12 protein-coding genes are annotated in these 13,833 nt (G+C 63.7%); 5 read left to right on the top strand and 7 right to left on the bottom strand.

The window, feature by feature from the left end; translation table 11 throughout:
* Window positions 1-62: 62 nt before the first annotated feature.
* Window positions 63-1,013, top strand: coding sequence for a mechanosensitive ion channel family protein (locus BB347_RS10490; RefSeq protein WP_076581228.1), 951 nt, complete (start codon window positions 63-65; stop codon window positions 1,011-1,013).
* A gap of 30 nt (window positions 1,014-1,043) precedes the next feature.
* Here BB347_RS10490 and BB347_RS10495 read toward each other — a convergent pair whose 3' ends face one another.
* Window positions 1,044-1,643, bottom strand: coding sequence for a peroxidase-related enzyme (locus tag BB347_RS10495; RefSeq protein WP_076581230.1), 600 nt, complete (start codon window positions 1,641-1,643; stop codon window positions 1,044-1,046).
* Window positions 1,644-1,826: 183 nt separating this feature from the next.
* Between BB347_RS10495 and BB347_RS10500 the strand changes: the two genes are divergently transcribed.
* Entirely contained in the window at window positions 1,827-2,888 is a 1,062-nt protein-coding gene (locus BB347_RS10500; RefSeq protein ID WP_076581232.1) for an NAD(P)-dependent glycerol-1-phosphate dehydrogenase, read from the top strand.
* Window positions 2,889-2,943: 55 nt separating this feature from the next.
* Here the strand turns inward: BB347_RS10500 and BB347_RS10505 are convergent, their stop codons facing one another.
* Complete coding sequence (locus tag BB347_RS10505; RefSeq protein WP_076581234.1) at window positions 2,944-3,969, bottom strand: lysylphosphatidylglycerol synthase transmembrane domain-containing protein; 1,026 nt, start codon at window positions 3,967-3,969, stop codon at window positions 2,944-2,946.
* A 176-nt stretch (window positions 3,970-4,145) separates the two neighbouring features.
* Between BB347_RS10505 and yqeC the strand changes: the two genes are divergently transcribed.
* The 3 genes from yqeC to BB347_RS10520 all read left to right on the top strand — a co-directional run bounded on the left by yqeC (window position 4,146) and on the right by BB347_RS10520 (window position 7,794).
* On the top strand, window positions 4,146-4,874 hold the full coding sequence (gene yqeC, locus BB347_RS10510; RefSeq protein WP_076581236.1) for a selenium cofactor biosynthesis protein YqeC: 729 nt from the start codon (window positions 4,146-4,148) through the stop codon (window positions 4,872-4,874).
* 190 nt (window positions 4,875-5,064) lie between these two features.
* Complete coding sequence (locus BB347_RS10515; RefSeq protein WP_076581238.1) at window positions 5,065-5,463, top strand: hypothetical protein; 399 nt, start codon at window positions 5,065-5,067, stop codon at window positions 5,461-5,463.
* Window positions 5,464-5,664: 201 nt separating this feature from the next.
* Entirely contained in the window at window positions 5,665-7,794 is a 2,130-nt protein-coding gene (locus BB347_RS10520; protein WP_076581719.1) for a hydrogenase iron-sulfur subunit, read from the top strand.
* A gap of 122 nt (window positions 7,795-7,916) precedes the next feature.
* On the opposite strand, the gene BB347_RS10525 is transcribed toward BB347_RS10520, so the two are convergent.
* The 5 genes from BB347_RS10525 to BB347_RS10545 all read right to left on the bottom strand — a co-directional run bounded on the left by BB347_RS10525 (window position 7,917) and on the right by BB347_RS10545 (window position 13,768).
* Window positions 7,917-8,690, bottom strand: a complete 774-nt coding sequence (locus tag BB347_RS10525; RefSeq protein WP_076581240.1) for a hypothetical protein — start codon at window positions 8,688-8,690, stop codon at window positions 7,917-7,919.
* Between the two features lie 485 nt (window positions 8,691-9,175).
* Window positions 9,176-10,663, bottom strand: a complete 1,488-nt coding sequence (locus BB347_RS10530; RefSeq protein WP_076581242.1) for a geranylgeranyl reductase family protein — start codon at window positions 10,661-10,663, stop codon at window positions 9,176-9,178.
* Between the two features lie 128 nt (window positions 10,664-10,791).
* A complete protein-coding gene (locus BB347_RS10535; RefSeq protein ID WP_076581244.1) occupies window positions 10,792-10,980 on the bottom strand; it encodes a hypothetical protein in 189 nt (62 codons plus the stop codon).
* Window positions 10,981-11,048: 68 nt separating this feature from the next.
* Entirely contained in the window at window positions 11,049-11,972 is a 924-nt protein-coding gene (locus tag BB347_RS10540) for a DUF7124 domain-containing protein (protein ID WP_236995940.1), read from the bottom strand.
* On the bottom strand, window positions 11,969-13,768 hold the full coding sequence (locus tag BB347_RS10545; RefSeq protein WP_076581246.1) for an aldehyde ferredoxin oxidoreductase family protein: 1,800 nt from the start codon (window positions 13,766-13,768) through the stop codon (window positions 11,969-11,971). The genes BB347_RS10540 and BB347_RS10545 overlap by 4 nt, the downstream gene beginning before the upstream one ends.
* Window positions 13,769-13,833 lie beyond the last annotated feature (65 nt).

Here is a 13,833-nt window from a genome sequence, read left to right on the forward strand (position 1 = left end):
CCATTGTTCGTCGACTCCGTTGCTGGCCCAACGCACATTCGTCCCGACGTTGAGCGTCCGGTATGACGTCTCTGACATCGCAATCGATCGTCGGAAACGATGGGATTCCCGACGGAATCGCACCCGATTGGGTACTCGCACTCGTCGTCCTGTTGGTGGGTTGGTACGGTTCGAAACTGCTCGTTCGCGCGGGCCGACCGTACGTCGTCGAACGGATGCGGCGTCGGTCGGTCGCGGAGATTGGGTTACGAATAGCGCGCGCTGTCGTGATGCTCGCCGCCGTCTTCGTAATTCTGGGCATCTTCGGCGTCGAACTCTCCGATCTCTTGCTCTCGGTGACGATCCTCTCGGTCGTCGTCGGCGTCATCCTCACACCCGTCGCGAGCGATCTCGTCGGCGGCCTGTTCGTCCTCGCGAATCGACCGTACGAAGTCGGCGACATGATCGAGCTCGTCGACCAGGAGGCGAGCGGTCACGTCGTCGACGTCACGCTACGCTACACGAAGATTCGGACGCTCGAGAACACGTTCCTCGTCGTGCCGAACTCGACGATTCGTGAGCGTGACGTGGTCAACCTCTCGGCCGACGACGAACGGAGCCGAGTCTCGATCGAGTTCGTCGTCACCTACGAGGGTGACCTCGAGGAGGCGCGGACGCTGCTCGAAGAGGCCGCGGAAGAGATCGACGGCGTCATCGAGGGCGGTCCGGGGATCGCGATGGGATCGACGAAGTACCCCGTTCGTCCGACGGCGTTCATCGAGTCGTTTGCCGATCACGGCGTCAAACTCGAACTCAACTTCTGGGTCGAGCGCCCCTATCTGCCGCGCGTGATGCGCTCGAAGATCCACGAAGCCGTCTGGGAACGCCTCGAGGACGCGGACGTCGAGATTGCGTATCCCCACACGCACCTCGTGTTCGACGAGACGAGCGGGACGGCACAGGTCGCCGTCGACCGCGCACACGGTGAGATTCCGTCCGACACGGGCTCGATTGACGAGCAAACTGCGGATTGACGTCCGGCCGCCGGGAACCGGATTCCGGTCTTACTCTCGCCCCAGCGTGTGAAACTCCTCGTTCGGTCGCATCTCCGCGAACATCGCTAGTCGATTGCTCAGGTTGTAGAAAGCCGTGACGGCACCGATATCCCAGATCGCCTCCTCGCTGAATCCCGCCTCGCGAAGGGCCTCGAGATCCGCTCGCTCGACGTCGGTCGGCCGTTCGGTGAGTTTCACGGCGACGTCTAACATCGTTCGGTGGGTATCGCTGATATCTGCGGTTCGGTAGTTCGCCACGAGTTGATCGGCCAACAGCGGGTCGTCAGCGTAGATTCGGACGAGCGCGCCGTGAGCCACGTTACAGTAGTAACAGTGGTTGACGCCGGAGACGGCGACGACGAGCATCTCTATCTCCTCGCGCTCGAGGGCGGTGTCCTCGACGAGCGCGTCGTGGTACTCGAAAAAGGCCCGAAAGTGTGAGGGCTTGTACGCCATCGCGGCGAAGACGTTCGGCGTGAATCCCGCACGCTCCGTCTCGTCTTCGATGCGCTCGCGGAGGTCGTTCGGGAGGTTCTCGAGGTCGGGAACGGGGAACCGGGCCATCGCGTCGTCGTTCAGTACCGGATCGTCGACAGCGTGTTCGGACATAGCTACCAATTCACAATGGAGGACAATAACTCGTGGTGGGCGATTGGTCGGTCGACAGCAGGGTTGCCACCGCGTGGACGACCGACTCGGTGCTCGAGGGCGACGGAACGGTCAGTCGAATCGACGCGCGATCTGACCCGCCGACAGGAAAAACACATAGCCCACCGGTGAGTTAGGTGGCGTATGTTCGAGAAGTCGACGTGGATTCGCCTACCGCGAAACGTCGTCGTCGGTCACGGCGTCATCGATCAGGTCGTCGACGTCGTCGACGAGTTACACCTGCAGGGTCGCCCGCTGTTCGTCACGAGTCCGACCCCGCGCGAGGTCGCGGCGGATCCGATCGCCGCGCAGTTCGAAGCTGCAGGCATCGATCCGGTGATCGTCACGGTCGAGACGGCGTCGTTCGACGCCGTCGAGCGCATTATCGAGACGGCCGAGGCGGAGGAGGTGACGTACCTCGTCGGGATCGGCGGCGGGAAGGCGATCGATATCGCCAAGATGGCGAGTCACCACCTCGAGATGGGCTTTTGTTCGGTGCCGACGGCGGCCAGTCACGACGGAATCGTGAGCAATCGCGGCTCGGTTCCGGACGGCGATACGCGCCACAGCGTCGCAGCGAAGCCGCCACTGGCGGTCGTCGCAGACACGAGCGTGCTGGCGCAGGCACCGTGGGAGTTGACGACGGCGGGGTGTGCCGACATCATCTCGAATTACACCGCGGTGATGGACTGGCGGCTGGCGAAGCGACTCAAGGACGTCGAGTACTCCGAGTACGCCGCGGCACTGTCAGAGATGACGGCCGAAATCCTCGTCGGAAACGCCGACCTCGTCCGCCCCGGCCTCGAGGAGTCGGCGTGGATCGTGAGCAAGGCGCTGATGTCCTCGGGCGTCGCGATGAGTATCGCGGATTCCTCGAGACCGGCAAGCGGTGCAGAGCACCTCTTCTCACACCAACTCGATCGATTGGAGCCAGACGCGGCGCTCCACGGCCATCAGGTCGGCGTCGGGTCGATCATGACGGCGTACCTCCACGGCGGCGAAGACGGCATCTGGCGAGACATTCACGACGCACTCGACAGCATCGACGCGCCGACGACGGCGGCGGAACTCGGCATCGACGACGAGACCGTTCTCGAGGCGCTGACGACCTGTCACGAGATTCGCGATCGCTACACGGTACTGGGCGACGGGATGAACGAGCGAGCGGCACGCGAAGTCGCGACGGTGACGGGAGTAATCGAGTGAGAGTGAGAGAGGGTCGTCAGTCGGTGAGAAACTCGAGTTTCGAACCGGTGTCGGGTCAGTACTCCTCCATCCAGGTCCCCTTCGGGCCGGAAATCGTGAGGTGGATCGCAGCGATTCCGCCGATCCCGAGGTGGAGCCAGTACGTCGTTACTCGGTAGAGAATCGCCGCGGCAGTCGCCGTATCGCCGGCGATGCCAACGACCCCGACGAGCAAGCTTGCGAGGACGACTTCGATTCCGCCGGTTCCGCCGGGAAGGGGCACGATACCGCCTAACGAGGCGAGGGGCGCACAGAGAAGGGCGACCGCGACCGGTGTGTCGACGCCGAGTGCGAGCAACGAGAAGTAAAGCGGCAACGCGTTGAACACCCACCCAACGATGGCGATAGCGATAGCCACAGCGAGCGTTCGACGAGACGCCTGCAGCACCTCGAGCGTCCGGAAGAAGCCGTCGATTCGGTCCGTCAACGTTCCCTCGATAGTCGGCACTCGAGGGAGTTTCTCGACGATCGATTCGATCCAGGAAGCGAGCGAAAGCGAGAGCGTTCGAGCCAGGCCGCGATTGAGCGCGACGATGAAAATACCGACGGCGAGGACGGTGCTCCCGCTTGCGACGGCGATACTCGTCGTGACCGTCTCGGTCGTCCCGACCGTGAGCGCGAGCATTCCGAAGCCGACGCCCGCGACGACAAGACTGGCGAAAAAGTTGAACGCTTCCCCGACGGCGACGACCGCGAGGTTGTCCTCGAACTCCGAGTCGGAGCTCGTCGCGAGCAGGTACGCCATCACCGGGGTTCCAGTCGACCGACCCCACGGCAGCGCGCTTCGCGCGAAGTATCCCGAGAGAAACGCGCTCACGAAGCCACGGCCTCGAGCGGCGCCGTCGATGGGATCGAGCAGGCGCTTGACGACGCCGGCCCGGAAAGCGAGCATGGCGAGGCCGGTGAGAAACGCCCCTGCGAGTGCGCCAGGGTGGGCGTCCTGAATGTTCTCGAGGACCTCGTCCCAGCCGACGCCGTAGACGAAGAGTGCGACTACCGCCACGGCGACGGCGAACCCGGCTGCCGCACGCCAGCGGCGCATTGTCGGAAGTACCGTGAGGCGGCGGGTTAACGCACGCTAAAACGGTAAGGTTGGCCGTTTGTTGGATCCCAAACCGGTTGCGCGGTTTGGTGTCGACTCGACCGACTAGACGGACGTAATTTGCGTCCGAGCGGACGAGTGGACACACTCAAGACGAACGCTCCCGACCTCCGCATATGGATCTCGTCGAGGCACTGCACGCCGAAGGGAACACGACGTGCGTCGTCGGCGCGGGGGGGAAGAAGTCGACGCTCTACGCACTCGCCGAGCGACTCGAGCGAGCGATCGTCACCGCGACGGTTCGAATTCCGCCGTTCGAAGAACACGTCACGGAGGTCAGAGTGACCGAGCAGCCACTCGAGGCGCTCGAGTCGAACGTCGAGTGGCCGATCGGACTCGTGCGAGCACAAGAGCGTTCGGATCGGTACCGCGGCTACGAGCCAGCACTGGTCGACGACCTCGTCGCTGAGATCGACGACGAGGTGAGCATCGTCGTCAAAGCCGACGGTGCACGAACGCGATGGTTCAAGGCACCCGCGGACGACGAGCCCCAGCTACCGGCGACGGCCGACGTCGTCGTTCCGATCGTGAGTGCGAAAATCGTCGGCGAACCCCTCGACGAGGAACACGTTCACCGACCCGAGCGCGTCGAGGCGGTCACTGGACTCGAGCGAGGCGAGGAAATTTCGACGACGGACGTCGCAACCGTCCTCTCGAGCGATCGGGGCGGGTTCCGTGACGTTCCAGATGAGGCGACGGTGATTCCGGTGATCAACATGGTCGACGATTCGACACTCGAGGACACCGCACGGGAGATTGCTGCCGAGGTACACGATCGACGGGACGTTTCGCAGGTCGTGTTGACGTGTCTCCTCGAGGAGGAACCCGTCGTGGCCGTCGTCTGAATCGGGTGTGGAGGCTGCTCGAGCGGTGGTTCCAGTAGCGTACTCGTCTCGAGTCCGTCAACCAACTCGTGTCGTCTCATTCTCGGGTAGTACACGCTCGAGTCGAGAGGAGGTGAGTGGGCTGGCGAACGGAGCGGTTCGTTTGCTGCGCTCCGTAATGGTCATGACCGTTCGATAGTAACGGACGGGTATGCAGATGGAACTGCGGGTGTGCAAACAGTGCCATACGGGCGAGCACGGAAACGAACGAAAGACGGCGATCACGCAGGACATGGTCGCCTGCGCCGAGCAGATTCGCGAGTACAAAGACATCATCGGCCTCGATGCGGTGTACATCACGAAAGTCGAAGCCGGGGACGCCGGGGGCGCGGAAGCGCTGGACGTGATCGTCGCGGGCATTCAAGACGACACGGTGACGCTTCAAGACACGCAACTGGTCATCGAGGACAACGACGAGAGTATCCTCGTTTACCCGGATCACGACGACATCATCGAGGTGCTGACTCGCAACCTCGATCAGATCAGCGAACAGACTCGTCAAGACGTCTCCGTCGAACTCTCAGCGGAGACGGCGGAGCTAATTACGTAATTTACTCCCGTGGAGGCAGTAATGACCGTCTTTGTCGCCACCCCTCGCCCGTTGGACGGTTCCTAACCCACCAATAGTAAAGATAGTCAATTTTCATCATAGAATTCGAGAGATTCAATCGGCTTTTGGCCGTAGTGTTGTATAGCTGTTAGTTGGTGATCACGACAGGTTTACAGACCCCCTTTTCCTTATATGCGAGCAATGAACAAGGGTGCGTTTGTGTGTTCCTGTGCTGGAACCTGTGACATCGACCTCGAGGAGGCGCGCGAACAGATCGAGGACGTCGAGGTGGCGGCGAGTTCGCGCTTGCTGTGTCAGGACAAACTCGACGCGTTCGAGACGGTGATCGACGAGTACGAACTCGACGAGATGACCGTTACGTGCCCGGAAGCGAAAGCCCAGGAGAAGATCACGGCGGCGGCCGAGAATCAGGGCCTCTACCCCGAATCCGTCCAGTTCGTCGACCAGCGTGAGGGGGCTGGCTGGGTCCACGACGAACAGACCGCCACGGCCAAAACGGCACGCCTGGTGAACGCAGCGCAGGCCGGCAGCCAGACGGAGTCGCTGCCGCGCTCGAGCATCCACCGAGCGGAGTACGATGTCGTCGTGGTCGGCGATCCGGATGCGGCAGCGGCGATCGCCGACTCCGCGGACGTGACCCTGCTCGCGAACGGCCAGGAGCTAGCCGGCACCGACGCGGACCTCGAGAACGTCGACGTCGAGCGGGGGCGCGTCGTCAACGTGGACGGCACCTATAGCGAGTTCGAGATCACCGTCCGGGCGCGAGTGACGGACGACTGTATCTCCTGTATGAAGTGCGTCCACGAGGGGCCGGACGGAATGGTGACGCGGTACCCAGTCGACATCGATCCGGACGCGCCGGTGGGCGAGTGGGTGAACGTTTGTCCGACGGACGCCATCGAGATGGGCGGCGTCGAGCGGACGCTCGAGTGCGACCAGGTGATCTATCCCGGCGGCGACGACGGGACCATCGGTGGGCAGCGGGGCTTTCACACCACGGTCGACGCGGCGACGATCGACGAGGTCGAACGGCTCCTCGGCGGGTTCGAAGTGCGGAACTTCCTCGACCTCGAGATGGACGTCTGTGCGTCGGGAACCGCCGGCGAGATGGGCTGTAACGAGTGTGTCGAAGCCTGTCCGCACGGCGCAGTCGAGCGCGCGGCGATCGACGAGGTCGAGTTCCACCTCGATAGCTGCCAGAACTGCGGTGCCTGTACCAGCGCCTGCCCGACCGGGGCAACCAGCCTCGACGAACCGAGCAACGAGCGAATCGCCCGCGAGGTCGAAGCGCTGCTCTCCTCGGACGACGACGGCGGCTTCGTCAGCGGACTCCTCGGTGGCTCGAGTGCGAGCATCGAGACGCCGATCGTCGCGTTCGTCTGCTCAGAGCAAGCCGGCGACGCGCTGCGCGAGTACGGCCGGATGGCGGCAGCGGGACGCGCAGATATCGAGTACCCGCCGATCCTCCCCGTCTCGGTCAACTGCGCCGACACGGTCGGCGAGGCGCACGTCCTCCACGCGCTGGCCGCCGGCGCGGACGGCGTGGCCATCGTCGGCTGTGGCGGCAGTTGTCTGCACTCCGGCCCGGACCCGAAAGCCGAACTCGTCGAGCGAGTGAACCAGGCCACGACGGATCTCGGTCTCGGCGAGCGCGTCTCGTTCTTCGCCCCCGATCCGACCGACCCGGACGCCTTCGTCGAGGAGGTCTCGGAGTTCGCCGAGGTCGAACTCGAGGCGTCGCCGGTTCCTGCCGGCGAGCACGAGGCGACGGGCCAGATCGACGAGGAGCGACCGAATCCCGACTTCGACAACCACGGCTGGGCGCTCGAGAGCGTCCGCGCGATCCTCGAGCACGCGGAGCCACAGCGAGAGGTCATCCGCGGGCTGAAGGACTTCGGCATCGTCGAGGTCGGCGACGGCTGTACGCTCACGCCGACGTGTACGAACTACTGTCCGACCGACGCACTTCGGCGGACGGACGACGGCCTCGAGTTCAATCACGAACGCTGTGTCAACTGCGAACTCTGCGAGGAGGTCTGCGTCGAAGGCGTCATCGAGGTCGAAGACGGCCTCGACCTCTCGCTCCTGCCCGAAAATAGGGACGACGAGGTGGACCCCGCGTGGACTGAGGTCCACGAGGGGACCATGCAGGCGTGTGCGGGCTGTGGTCGGGAGTTCACGAGCGAGGCGACCGTCGCCGCGATCGAAGATCGAATCGGCGAGCGCGTCGCTGAACTCTCGCCGACGGCCGACAGGAGCATTATCGAGTACTGTCCGGAATGTCGAGCGAACTTGCTCCACGAGCGCTAAACCAGCGACGACGCGAAAACCGAGGTCGGCGTGTTATTCTGGCTCTGATTCGCCAACAGTCACGAGGAGAGGCACGTCCGTCGGTGTGACGACTGTGAGTGTGATAGACCGACCGAGTCCGCTCAGTCCCCGCCCTCGTCGGCGACTTCTTCGTCGGATTCGATCTCGAAGGTCCCCTGTCCACCGATCTCGAGGTCGGCTTCCTGGTTGGTGACGGTAATCGTGGCAGTCGCCGTCTCCGTAACGGTCAAGTCTCCCTGCTCTGGGACGACGACCTCGAGAGTGGCCTCTAACTCGCGGACGGTCGTCTCGCCGTCACCCGGCGCTTCGAAGTCGCTCAGATCGATTTCGGAGTGGTCCGCGACGGAGACCGGCTCTGATTCGCCGAACACGTCCTCCCAGGTGAAGGCCTCTGATCCGGTCGTTCCCTCGACCTGTTCGGTTCCGGACGCTAACTCCTCCGACTCGGTCGTTTCGGTCGGCTCCTCACCGCCGGTCCAGTCGCCGCCGTCGCCGCCGTCGGTGCCCGCGAGGAGGATATTGAACGTGAGTTCGCGATCGTCGTCGAAGCCCGACCACTCGACGATCAAGCGATCGTCGTCGTCCTCGAGTTCTCCGCTGTCCTCGATCTCGTCGGGGTCACCGAACGTAACCGCATCGACGCTACCGTCTTCGGTCGTAATTTCGGCCGAGTTGGCGATCCACTCTTCGGGGTTGTCGACGGCGAGTGTCGGCTGGCTCCCCCACCACAGATAGCCCAGTCCTGCACCGCTTACGCCGGCGGCGACCGCGGCACCTTTTCCGAAGTTGCGACGGGTGAGCATCGATCCGCCCGACGACGACTCGGCTTCGCTTGCTGACTGTGCGTTCGAACTGGGTGTGGAATCGAATCCCATGATGAACAACCCGGCAAGGATCGATAAAGTTATAGATCTATAAGATGAAATAAAGAGTTGGCTACTTCAGTTGTTCATCGACGAACACGGAGGATACGACCCACTGAAATGGAGTACGGTCCGCGAACGTCGGGGTCGATATCCACTCCAGAAGCGATTACCCTCGCGCGCCTGAGGACGACTGCCGCGAGACGCGGCGAGCACCGATTTCGAGAGCGCCGTCGTTCGCGACTCTCGTTTTTGGTCGACGGCTTCAGCCGGTGCAATCGATGGTTCAGCGGGCGTACAGGCGAGAGGGATTTGCCGCGATCAGGGTCGAATCGGACGTATCTGTCGAGTTTCTCGCGGTCGTCGCTCGAAGATGCGACACCCGCACTACGCAAAGTATGTTAGTCCTACGACAACACTCGCGAGTGAAACGACGAACGTAACTCGGCTTTCCTCGAGCCAGCGTGTCCCGATCACCCACCCGACCCAGTCGGGTTTCAGTACTTGTGCTCGCTCGAGGGGAGGCCGAGGCTCTCGTAAAAGTTCAGATCGATGTGGTTGCGCTCGGCGAGCCACCCTTCGAACGTGGAGCGTTCTTCCGGATAGGACTCGTAGTGGTGTTCGTACGCGGAGACGTAGTTGCGCGTCTTCCGTACGGTTCGGATGGCCTCGAGTAGTTCGCCCGTGCTCACGTCGAGTGCGTCGAAGGTGTGCTTGCGATACTCCGAAACGAAGTTTCTGAGGACGCCGGTTCCCACGAGAAGTTTGCTCTTGAGACTGTCTACTTCCGTCGAGGTGCCGACGATCTCTCGGAGTTCTTTTTCGGGAAGTAACGCGGTGAGTGCTCGGAGGAGGTTCACCTCGATGGAACTCGCGGCGACGTTGTAGGCGTCCCACGAGGCGAGTTTCGCGGCTTCACCGTGCTCGCGGAACAGCCAGCGGTTGTGCTCCCAGAGTCCGGCCTCGGAGACGTCTCCGTCTTCGACGGCTTCGGCGGCGGCACGTCCGGCGGAGTAGCCGGAGTACGCCGCTCCACGGATACCTTTGCCCGTTATCGGGTGTGTCGTCCCTGCCGCACCGCCTGCGGCCAGGTAGCCGGGGGCAACCATCGAATCCAGGGGCCGACGGAGCGCGATTGCCGCGCCGAGTTTGTTCGTTTTGCCGAATCGCTCGGCGACTGTTGCACCCTGATACTCGGGGCGGTTCTCGATGTCGCGGCGCAAGCGATCGGCGAGCGGAATCGGACTCTTGTTCATCTGGAACCCCAGGCCAACGTTGATCTGGGTGGGCGTCCGCGGGAAGTACCAGATGTAACCCATCTCTTCTAAGGGCTTCCCGACGATGGCGTTGTGATACTCGACCGGCTCTTCGGTCTCGATGATCTCGCGGTAGGCCGACCCGAAGTGGGTGTAGTGGGGGACCTCGAACGTCGGCTGGCCGGGCGTGTCGAGGCCGTCGAAATCGACCATATCCTGGAGGATCGACTGCGCGCCCGCGGTGTCGATCAAGACGTCACACTCGTAGGTCACCGCCTCGCCGTCGCGAACCGCTTCGACGCCGGTAACGCGACCGTTCTGGGTCACGTCGTTGACCACCGTGTCGTAGTGTTGCTCCACCCCTCGGTCGGCGGCCTGCTCGAGGAGCCGTTGACCGAACTCGTACCGGTCGACGACGTTACTGCCCGTCTCGTAGGGCAAGACCTTCCGCACGTCGAGTTCCTCGTCCCAGTACTCGATCTGATCGATGTTGTTGTCGACGAGGACGGACTCGTCGTCGGCGATGGCGGCCATGTCGATCGGACCCGGGTAGTGGCCTGGATCTCGAGGGCTCTTGATCGCGTCGCCACAGGCGATGAACCCGCCCTGTTCGCGGGGTTTACGTTCTAATTGAACGACGTCGATTCCTTCGACCGCCGCTGTGGCCGCCGCAAAACAGCCCGCTATCCCGCCCCCGACAACGATCACGTCATACTGGTTTCGCACCATTTGGTACTGTTCGTTCCTTCGGAAAAGCGGAACGTAACTCTTGCTTTTGCGATAGCGTCGTGAGTGAGCACGCAGCGAAGCGGTGAGCGGACACCACCTCACATTCGAAAACGACGCGAGTTTACGGGTTACTCGTCCTCGAGTTCCTCGACACGGCGCTCGAGCGCCGAGAGTCGCCGTTCGTAGCCGCGTTTCGCGTCCAGGAAGTTGTAGACGGCAACGACGATGAGTACCGGTACCGTCAGAGAGATGAGCGCCATGCCGAGCAAGACCAAAAGTTCCGGCCCGCCGGGGACGGGTGCGACCAAAGGGTGCATACGAAACCGTATCCGATCGAATAAATATAGGTATTTTGACTGATGGAGAGTTCGGCGAGTATCGGCCGTTACTCGGCGTGTTCGATCTCCCAGTCGGCGTTCTCCGCTGCCGTCTCGAGCGGGACGAACTCCCAGTCGGCGGCCTCCGCGATCCACTCGTCGCCGGCCGTGCCGACGAGGACCATTCGCTCCGCGTAGAACATCGATTCGGGTGTGACATCGGCGAGTCGCTGATCTGGCCCGTTCTCCGAGCCGCCGAAGAAGTCCAGTTCGATGGTGTGATCGCGCTGGAACTTCCGGATCGCCGGGGTGGAGACCTTGCCGACGATGCCGATCCAGTCGGACCAACTGCGGGCGTCGGCAATACAAAAGCGCGGGTCCTCGAGTCGGTTGATCGCCTCGTAGGTCATCGCGAGCGTCATATCGTCCGCCTCGGTTTCCTCTCCGTGATTCGTCGTTCGCTGCGAGGACCCACTCGAGGCGGTTGTCGTCGGCTCGTCCGCGTTCGCACTCGAGGACGCGCTGCTCGAGGACGGGGAGCCACCGCCGGAGCCGCCCTTGGATTCCGGGACGCCGACCGGCCCGGACGGCCCGCCGGGGACTTTCGGCGTCCTGGGAGCTGCGGACTCGTCGTCGCCCGAATCGTCGACGTCGACAGCGGAATCGGAGCCGTCGGCGTCGACGGCCGAATCCGAATCGTCGGGATCGCGAACGTCCGCGCTCGCTTCGGCGCTTGCTGGTGAATCGCCACTCGCCACCCCGACTTCGTCGCTGGCCGGGATCTCGTCACCGTCCGGCGATTTCGGTACCTCGCTCGAGCCCCCATCGCCAGCGTCGGTCGCTGCGGAATCAGAGCGGACCCAGCGTGGCTCCGGTTCGTCGTCCGGGTCGCCTTCGCCACGCCAGAGCCAGTCGCCGTAGTTGGCGTCGCTTTCTTGATCGTCTGCCGAGTCGTCGACTGTCATTTCGTCGAGGTCGATGCTGTCGGTCATTGTCGAGTACCTCCGTCTTGGGGTTCCAAATCTGACGCGCGTGGAATCGGCGTCTCCTCGTCGGGAACGTCCGCGAGGTCCAGTCTGTGAAGCAGGTCTCGCGTCGGGCGACCCTGTCGGTCCCACTCGCGCTGTGCGTAGTAGTGCTCGAGCAGGGAGTCGAACGACGCGCGGTCGACGGCCGACTCCGCACTCGAGTCGTCCTCGAAGGGTTCCGTCAACGGCGACGGGAGTTCGTCGTCCGCTCGCGTGAAGCCCTCGCGGATGTTGAACAGTCGCACGAGCGTCCAGACGCGTTCGCCGACGCGAGCGAGGTCTTCGGGCTCGAGGTCGTAGCCGACGGCCGCGAGCCACTCCGCGCCGTCGTCGACGCGCAACACGTCCTCGAGGAAGTCGTCCGCGATCAGACTCCAGAGGAGCGCCCGGTGGTTCTGCTCGGCGACGACTGCAGTTGCACGTTCTCGGACGCTTCGTTGGGAACCGGACACCGGCTCGATTTCGACCGGGCGGGCGCGTCGGTGACAGCCGCCGCGGTCGCTCGTCGCGTACGCGAGCGCCATCGTCTCCGCGCTGCGCGGGTCGTACGAGGAGAGTTCCATCCCTTTCACGGTCGGGATCAAGTCGTCGCCGCCGAATCGCTCCACCGCACCGTCGACGCCCTCCGCGAGCGCGTCGCCGAGTGGAGTCGAGCGGTGGGCGATCTCCTCGATCAGTGCTCGAGCGGCGTGTTCGTCGCCGAACGAAAGGTCGCGGTCGATCAACCCCTCCTCGCTGGCGCGGACCGCCCAGGCAACCGCGTTGCCCGCGGTGATCACGTCGAGCGCGAGGTGATCGCAGATCGCGCCGAGGGTCGCGACGGCGTCGAAATCGTCGATTCCGAGCCCCGCGCCGAGGACGATCGGCGTCGCGCCGCGGGGGACGCTCTCGCCTTCCTCGCTGTCGACGCGAAAGCCACCCGGTACGGCGTCGTCCGGACGCTCGCGCCCGGTCGATGCCTCGCGCGCCCGTTCGATACCGATCGCGTCAGCTCCCTCGAAGCTCCCCTCCTGCCAGCCTCGAGTCGGGAGTACGCCAACCTCGTTGGCGAAATCGACCGTCTCGAGCGTGTCGCTCGCCGCGAGCCACTGGCCGGCGTCGCTCTCGGCGAACGCGTCGTCGTATTGGTCTCGCAGCGCGTCTAAGCCGTCGGGCGCGTCGTCGTGGGCGACGACGGCCTTCAGGTTCTTCGAGCCCATGACGGTGCCCGCGCCGCCGCGGCCCGCGTGGTGGTCGCCCCCGTCGGAGGCGATCGTCGCGTACTGAACACCCTGCTCTCCCGCGGGTCCGATGGATGCGACCGAACCGTCCGGAAACCGCGCGTCCGTTTCGCCGGCGTCGAGTCCCCACACGTCCGCTGCGGGCTCGAGTGTCGCGTCGCCGTCGGCGACCGACAACACGACTGGTTCGTCGGCCTCGCCGGTGACGAGAATTCCGAGGTGGTTCTCGAGCGACCCGGCGAGGCGACCCGGGAACGTGCCGCCGCCGTAGGAGTCCAGAAAGGCCCCCGTCAGTGGCGATTTCGTAATCGCCGCGTACCGCTGTTCGCCCGGCGTAAATCCGGTCAGCGGGCCGAGCATGAACAACAAGACGTTCTCCGGACCGGCTGGATCGGTCCCCGCCTCGAGTTCCTCGTAGAGGTATCGCGCACCGATTCCTTTGCCCCCGACGTACTCTTGGAGCCATCGCTCGGGAATCGCGTCGCTGCTCACGCGTGGTGCCGAGAGATCGACTCGCAGGATTCTATCTGGCCGGGGCATCACACGATGTTGGCGGTGTAGCCAAATTAAATGTCACGGTGTCACAGACGAGTGACTAAAATTCT

Origin of the sequence: Natronorubrum daqingense (assembly GCF_001971705.1) — an archaeon.
GTDB classification, from domain to species: Archaea; Halobacteriota; Halobacteria; order Halobacteriales; family Natrialbaceae; genus Natronorubrum; species Natronorubrum daqingense.

Coding starts and splice junctions, on each gene's coding strand:
- BB347_RS10490 (WP_076581228.1), top strand. CDS start 63: ATGACGTCTCTGACATCGCAATCGATCGTCGGAAACGATGGGATTCCC.
- BB347_RS10495 (WP_076581230.1), bottom strand. CDS start 1,643: ATGTCCGAACACGCTGTCGACGATCCGGTACTGAACGACGACGCGATG.
- BB347_RS10500 (WP_076581232.1), top strand. CDS start 1,827: ATGTTCGAGAAGTCGACGTGGATTCGCCTACCGCGAAACGTCGTCGTC.
- BB347_RS10505 (WP_076581234.1), bottom strand. CDS start 3,969: ATGCGCCGCTGGCGTGCGGCAGCCGGGTTCGCCGTCGCCGTGGCGGTA.
- yqeC (WP_076581236.1), top strand. CDS start 4,146: ATGGATCTCGTCGAGGCACTGCACGCCGAAGGGAACACGACGTGCGTC.
- BB347_RS10515 (WP_076581238.1), top strand. CDS start 5,065: ATGCAGATGGAACTGCGGGTGTGCAAACAGTGCCATACGGGCGAGCAC.
- BB347_RS10520 (WP_076581719.1), top strand. CDS start 5,665: ATGAACAAGGGTGCGTTTGTGTGTTCCTGTGCTGGAACCTGTGACATC.
- BB347_RS10525 (WP_076581240.1), bottom strand. CDS start 8,690: ATGGGATTCGATTCCACACCCAGTTCGAACGCACAGTCAGCAAGCGAA.
- BB347_RS10530 (WP_076581242.1), bottom strand. CDS start 10,663: ATGGTGCGAAACCAGTATGACGTGATCGTTGTCGGGGGCGGGATAGCG.
- BB347_RS10535 (WP_076581244.1), bottom strand. CDS start 10,980: ATGCACCCTTTGGTCGCACCCGTCCCCGGCGGGCCGGAACTTTTGGTC.
- BB347_RS10540 (WP_236995940.1), bottom strand. CDS start 11,972: ATGACCGACAGCATCGACCTCGACGAAATGACAGTCGACGACTCGGCA.
- BB347_RS10545 (WP_076581246.1), bottom strand. CDS start 13,768: ATGCCCCGGCCAGATAGAATCCTGCGAGTCGATCTCTCGGCACCACGC.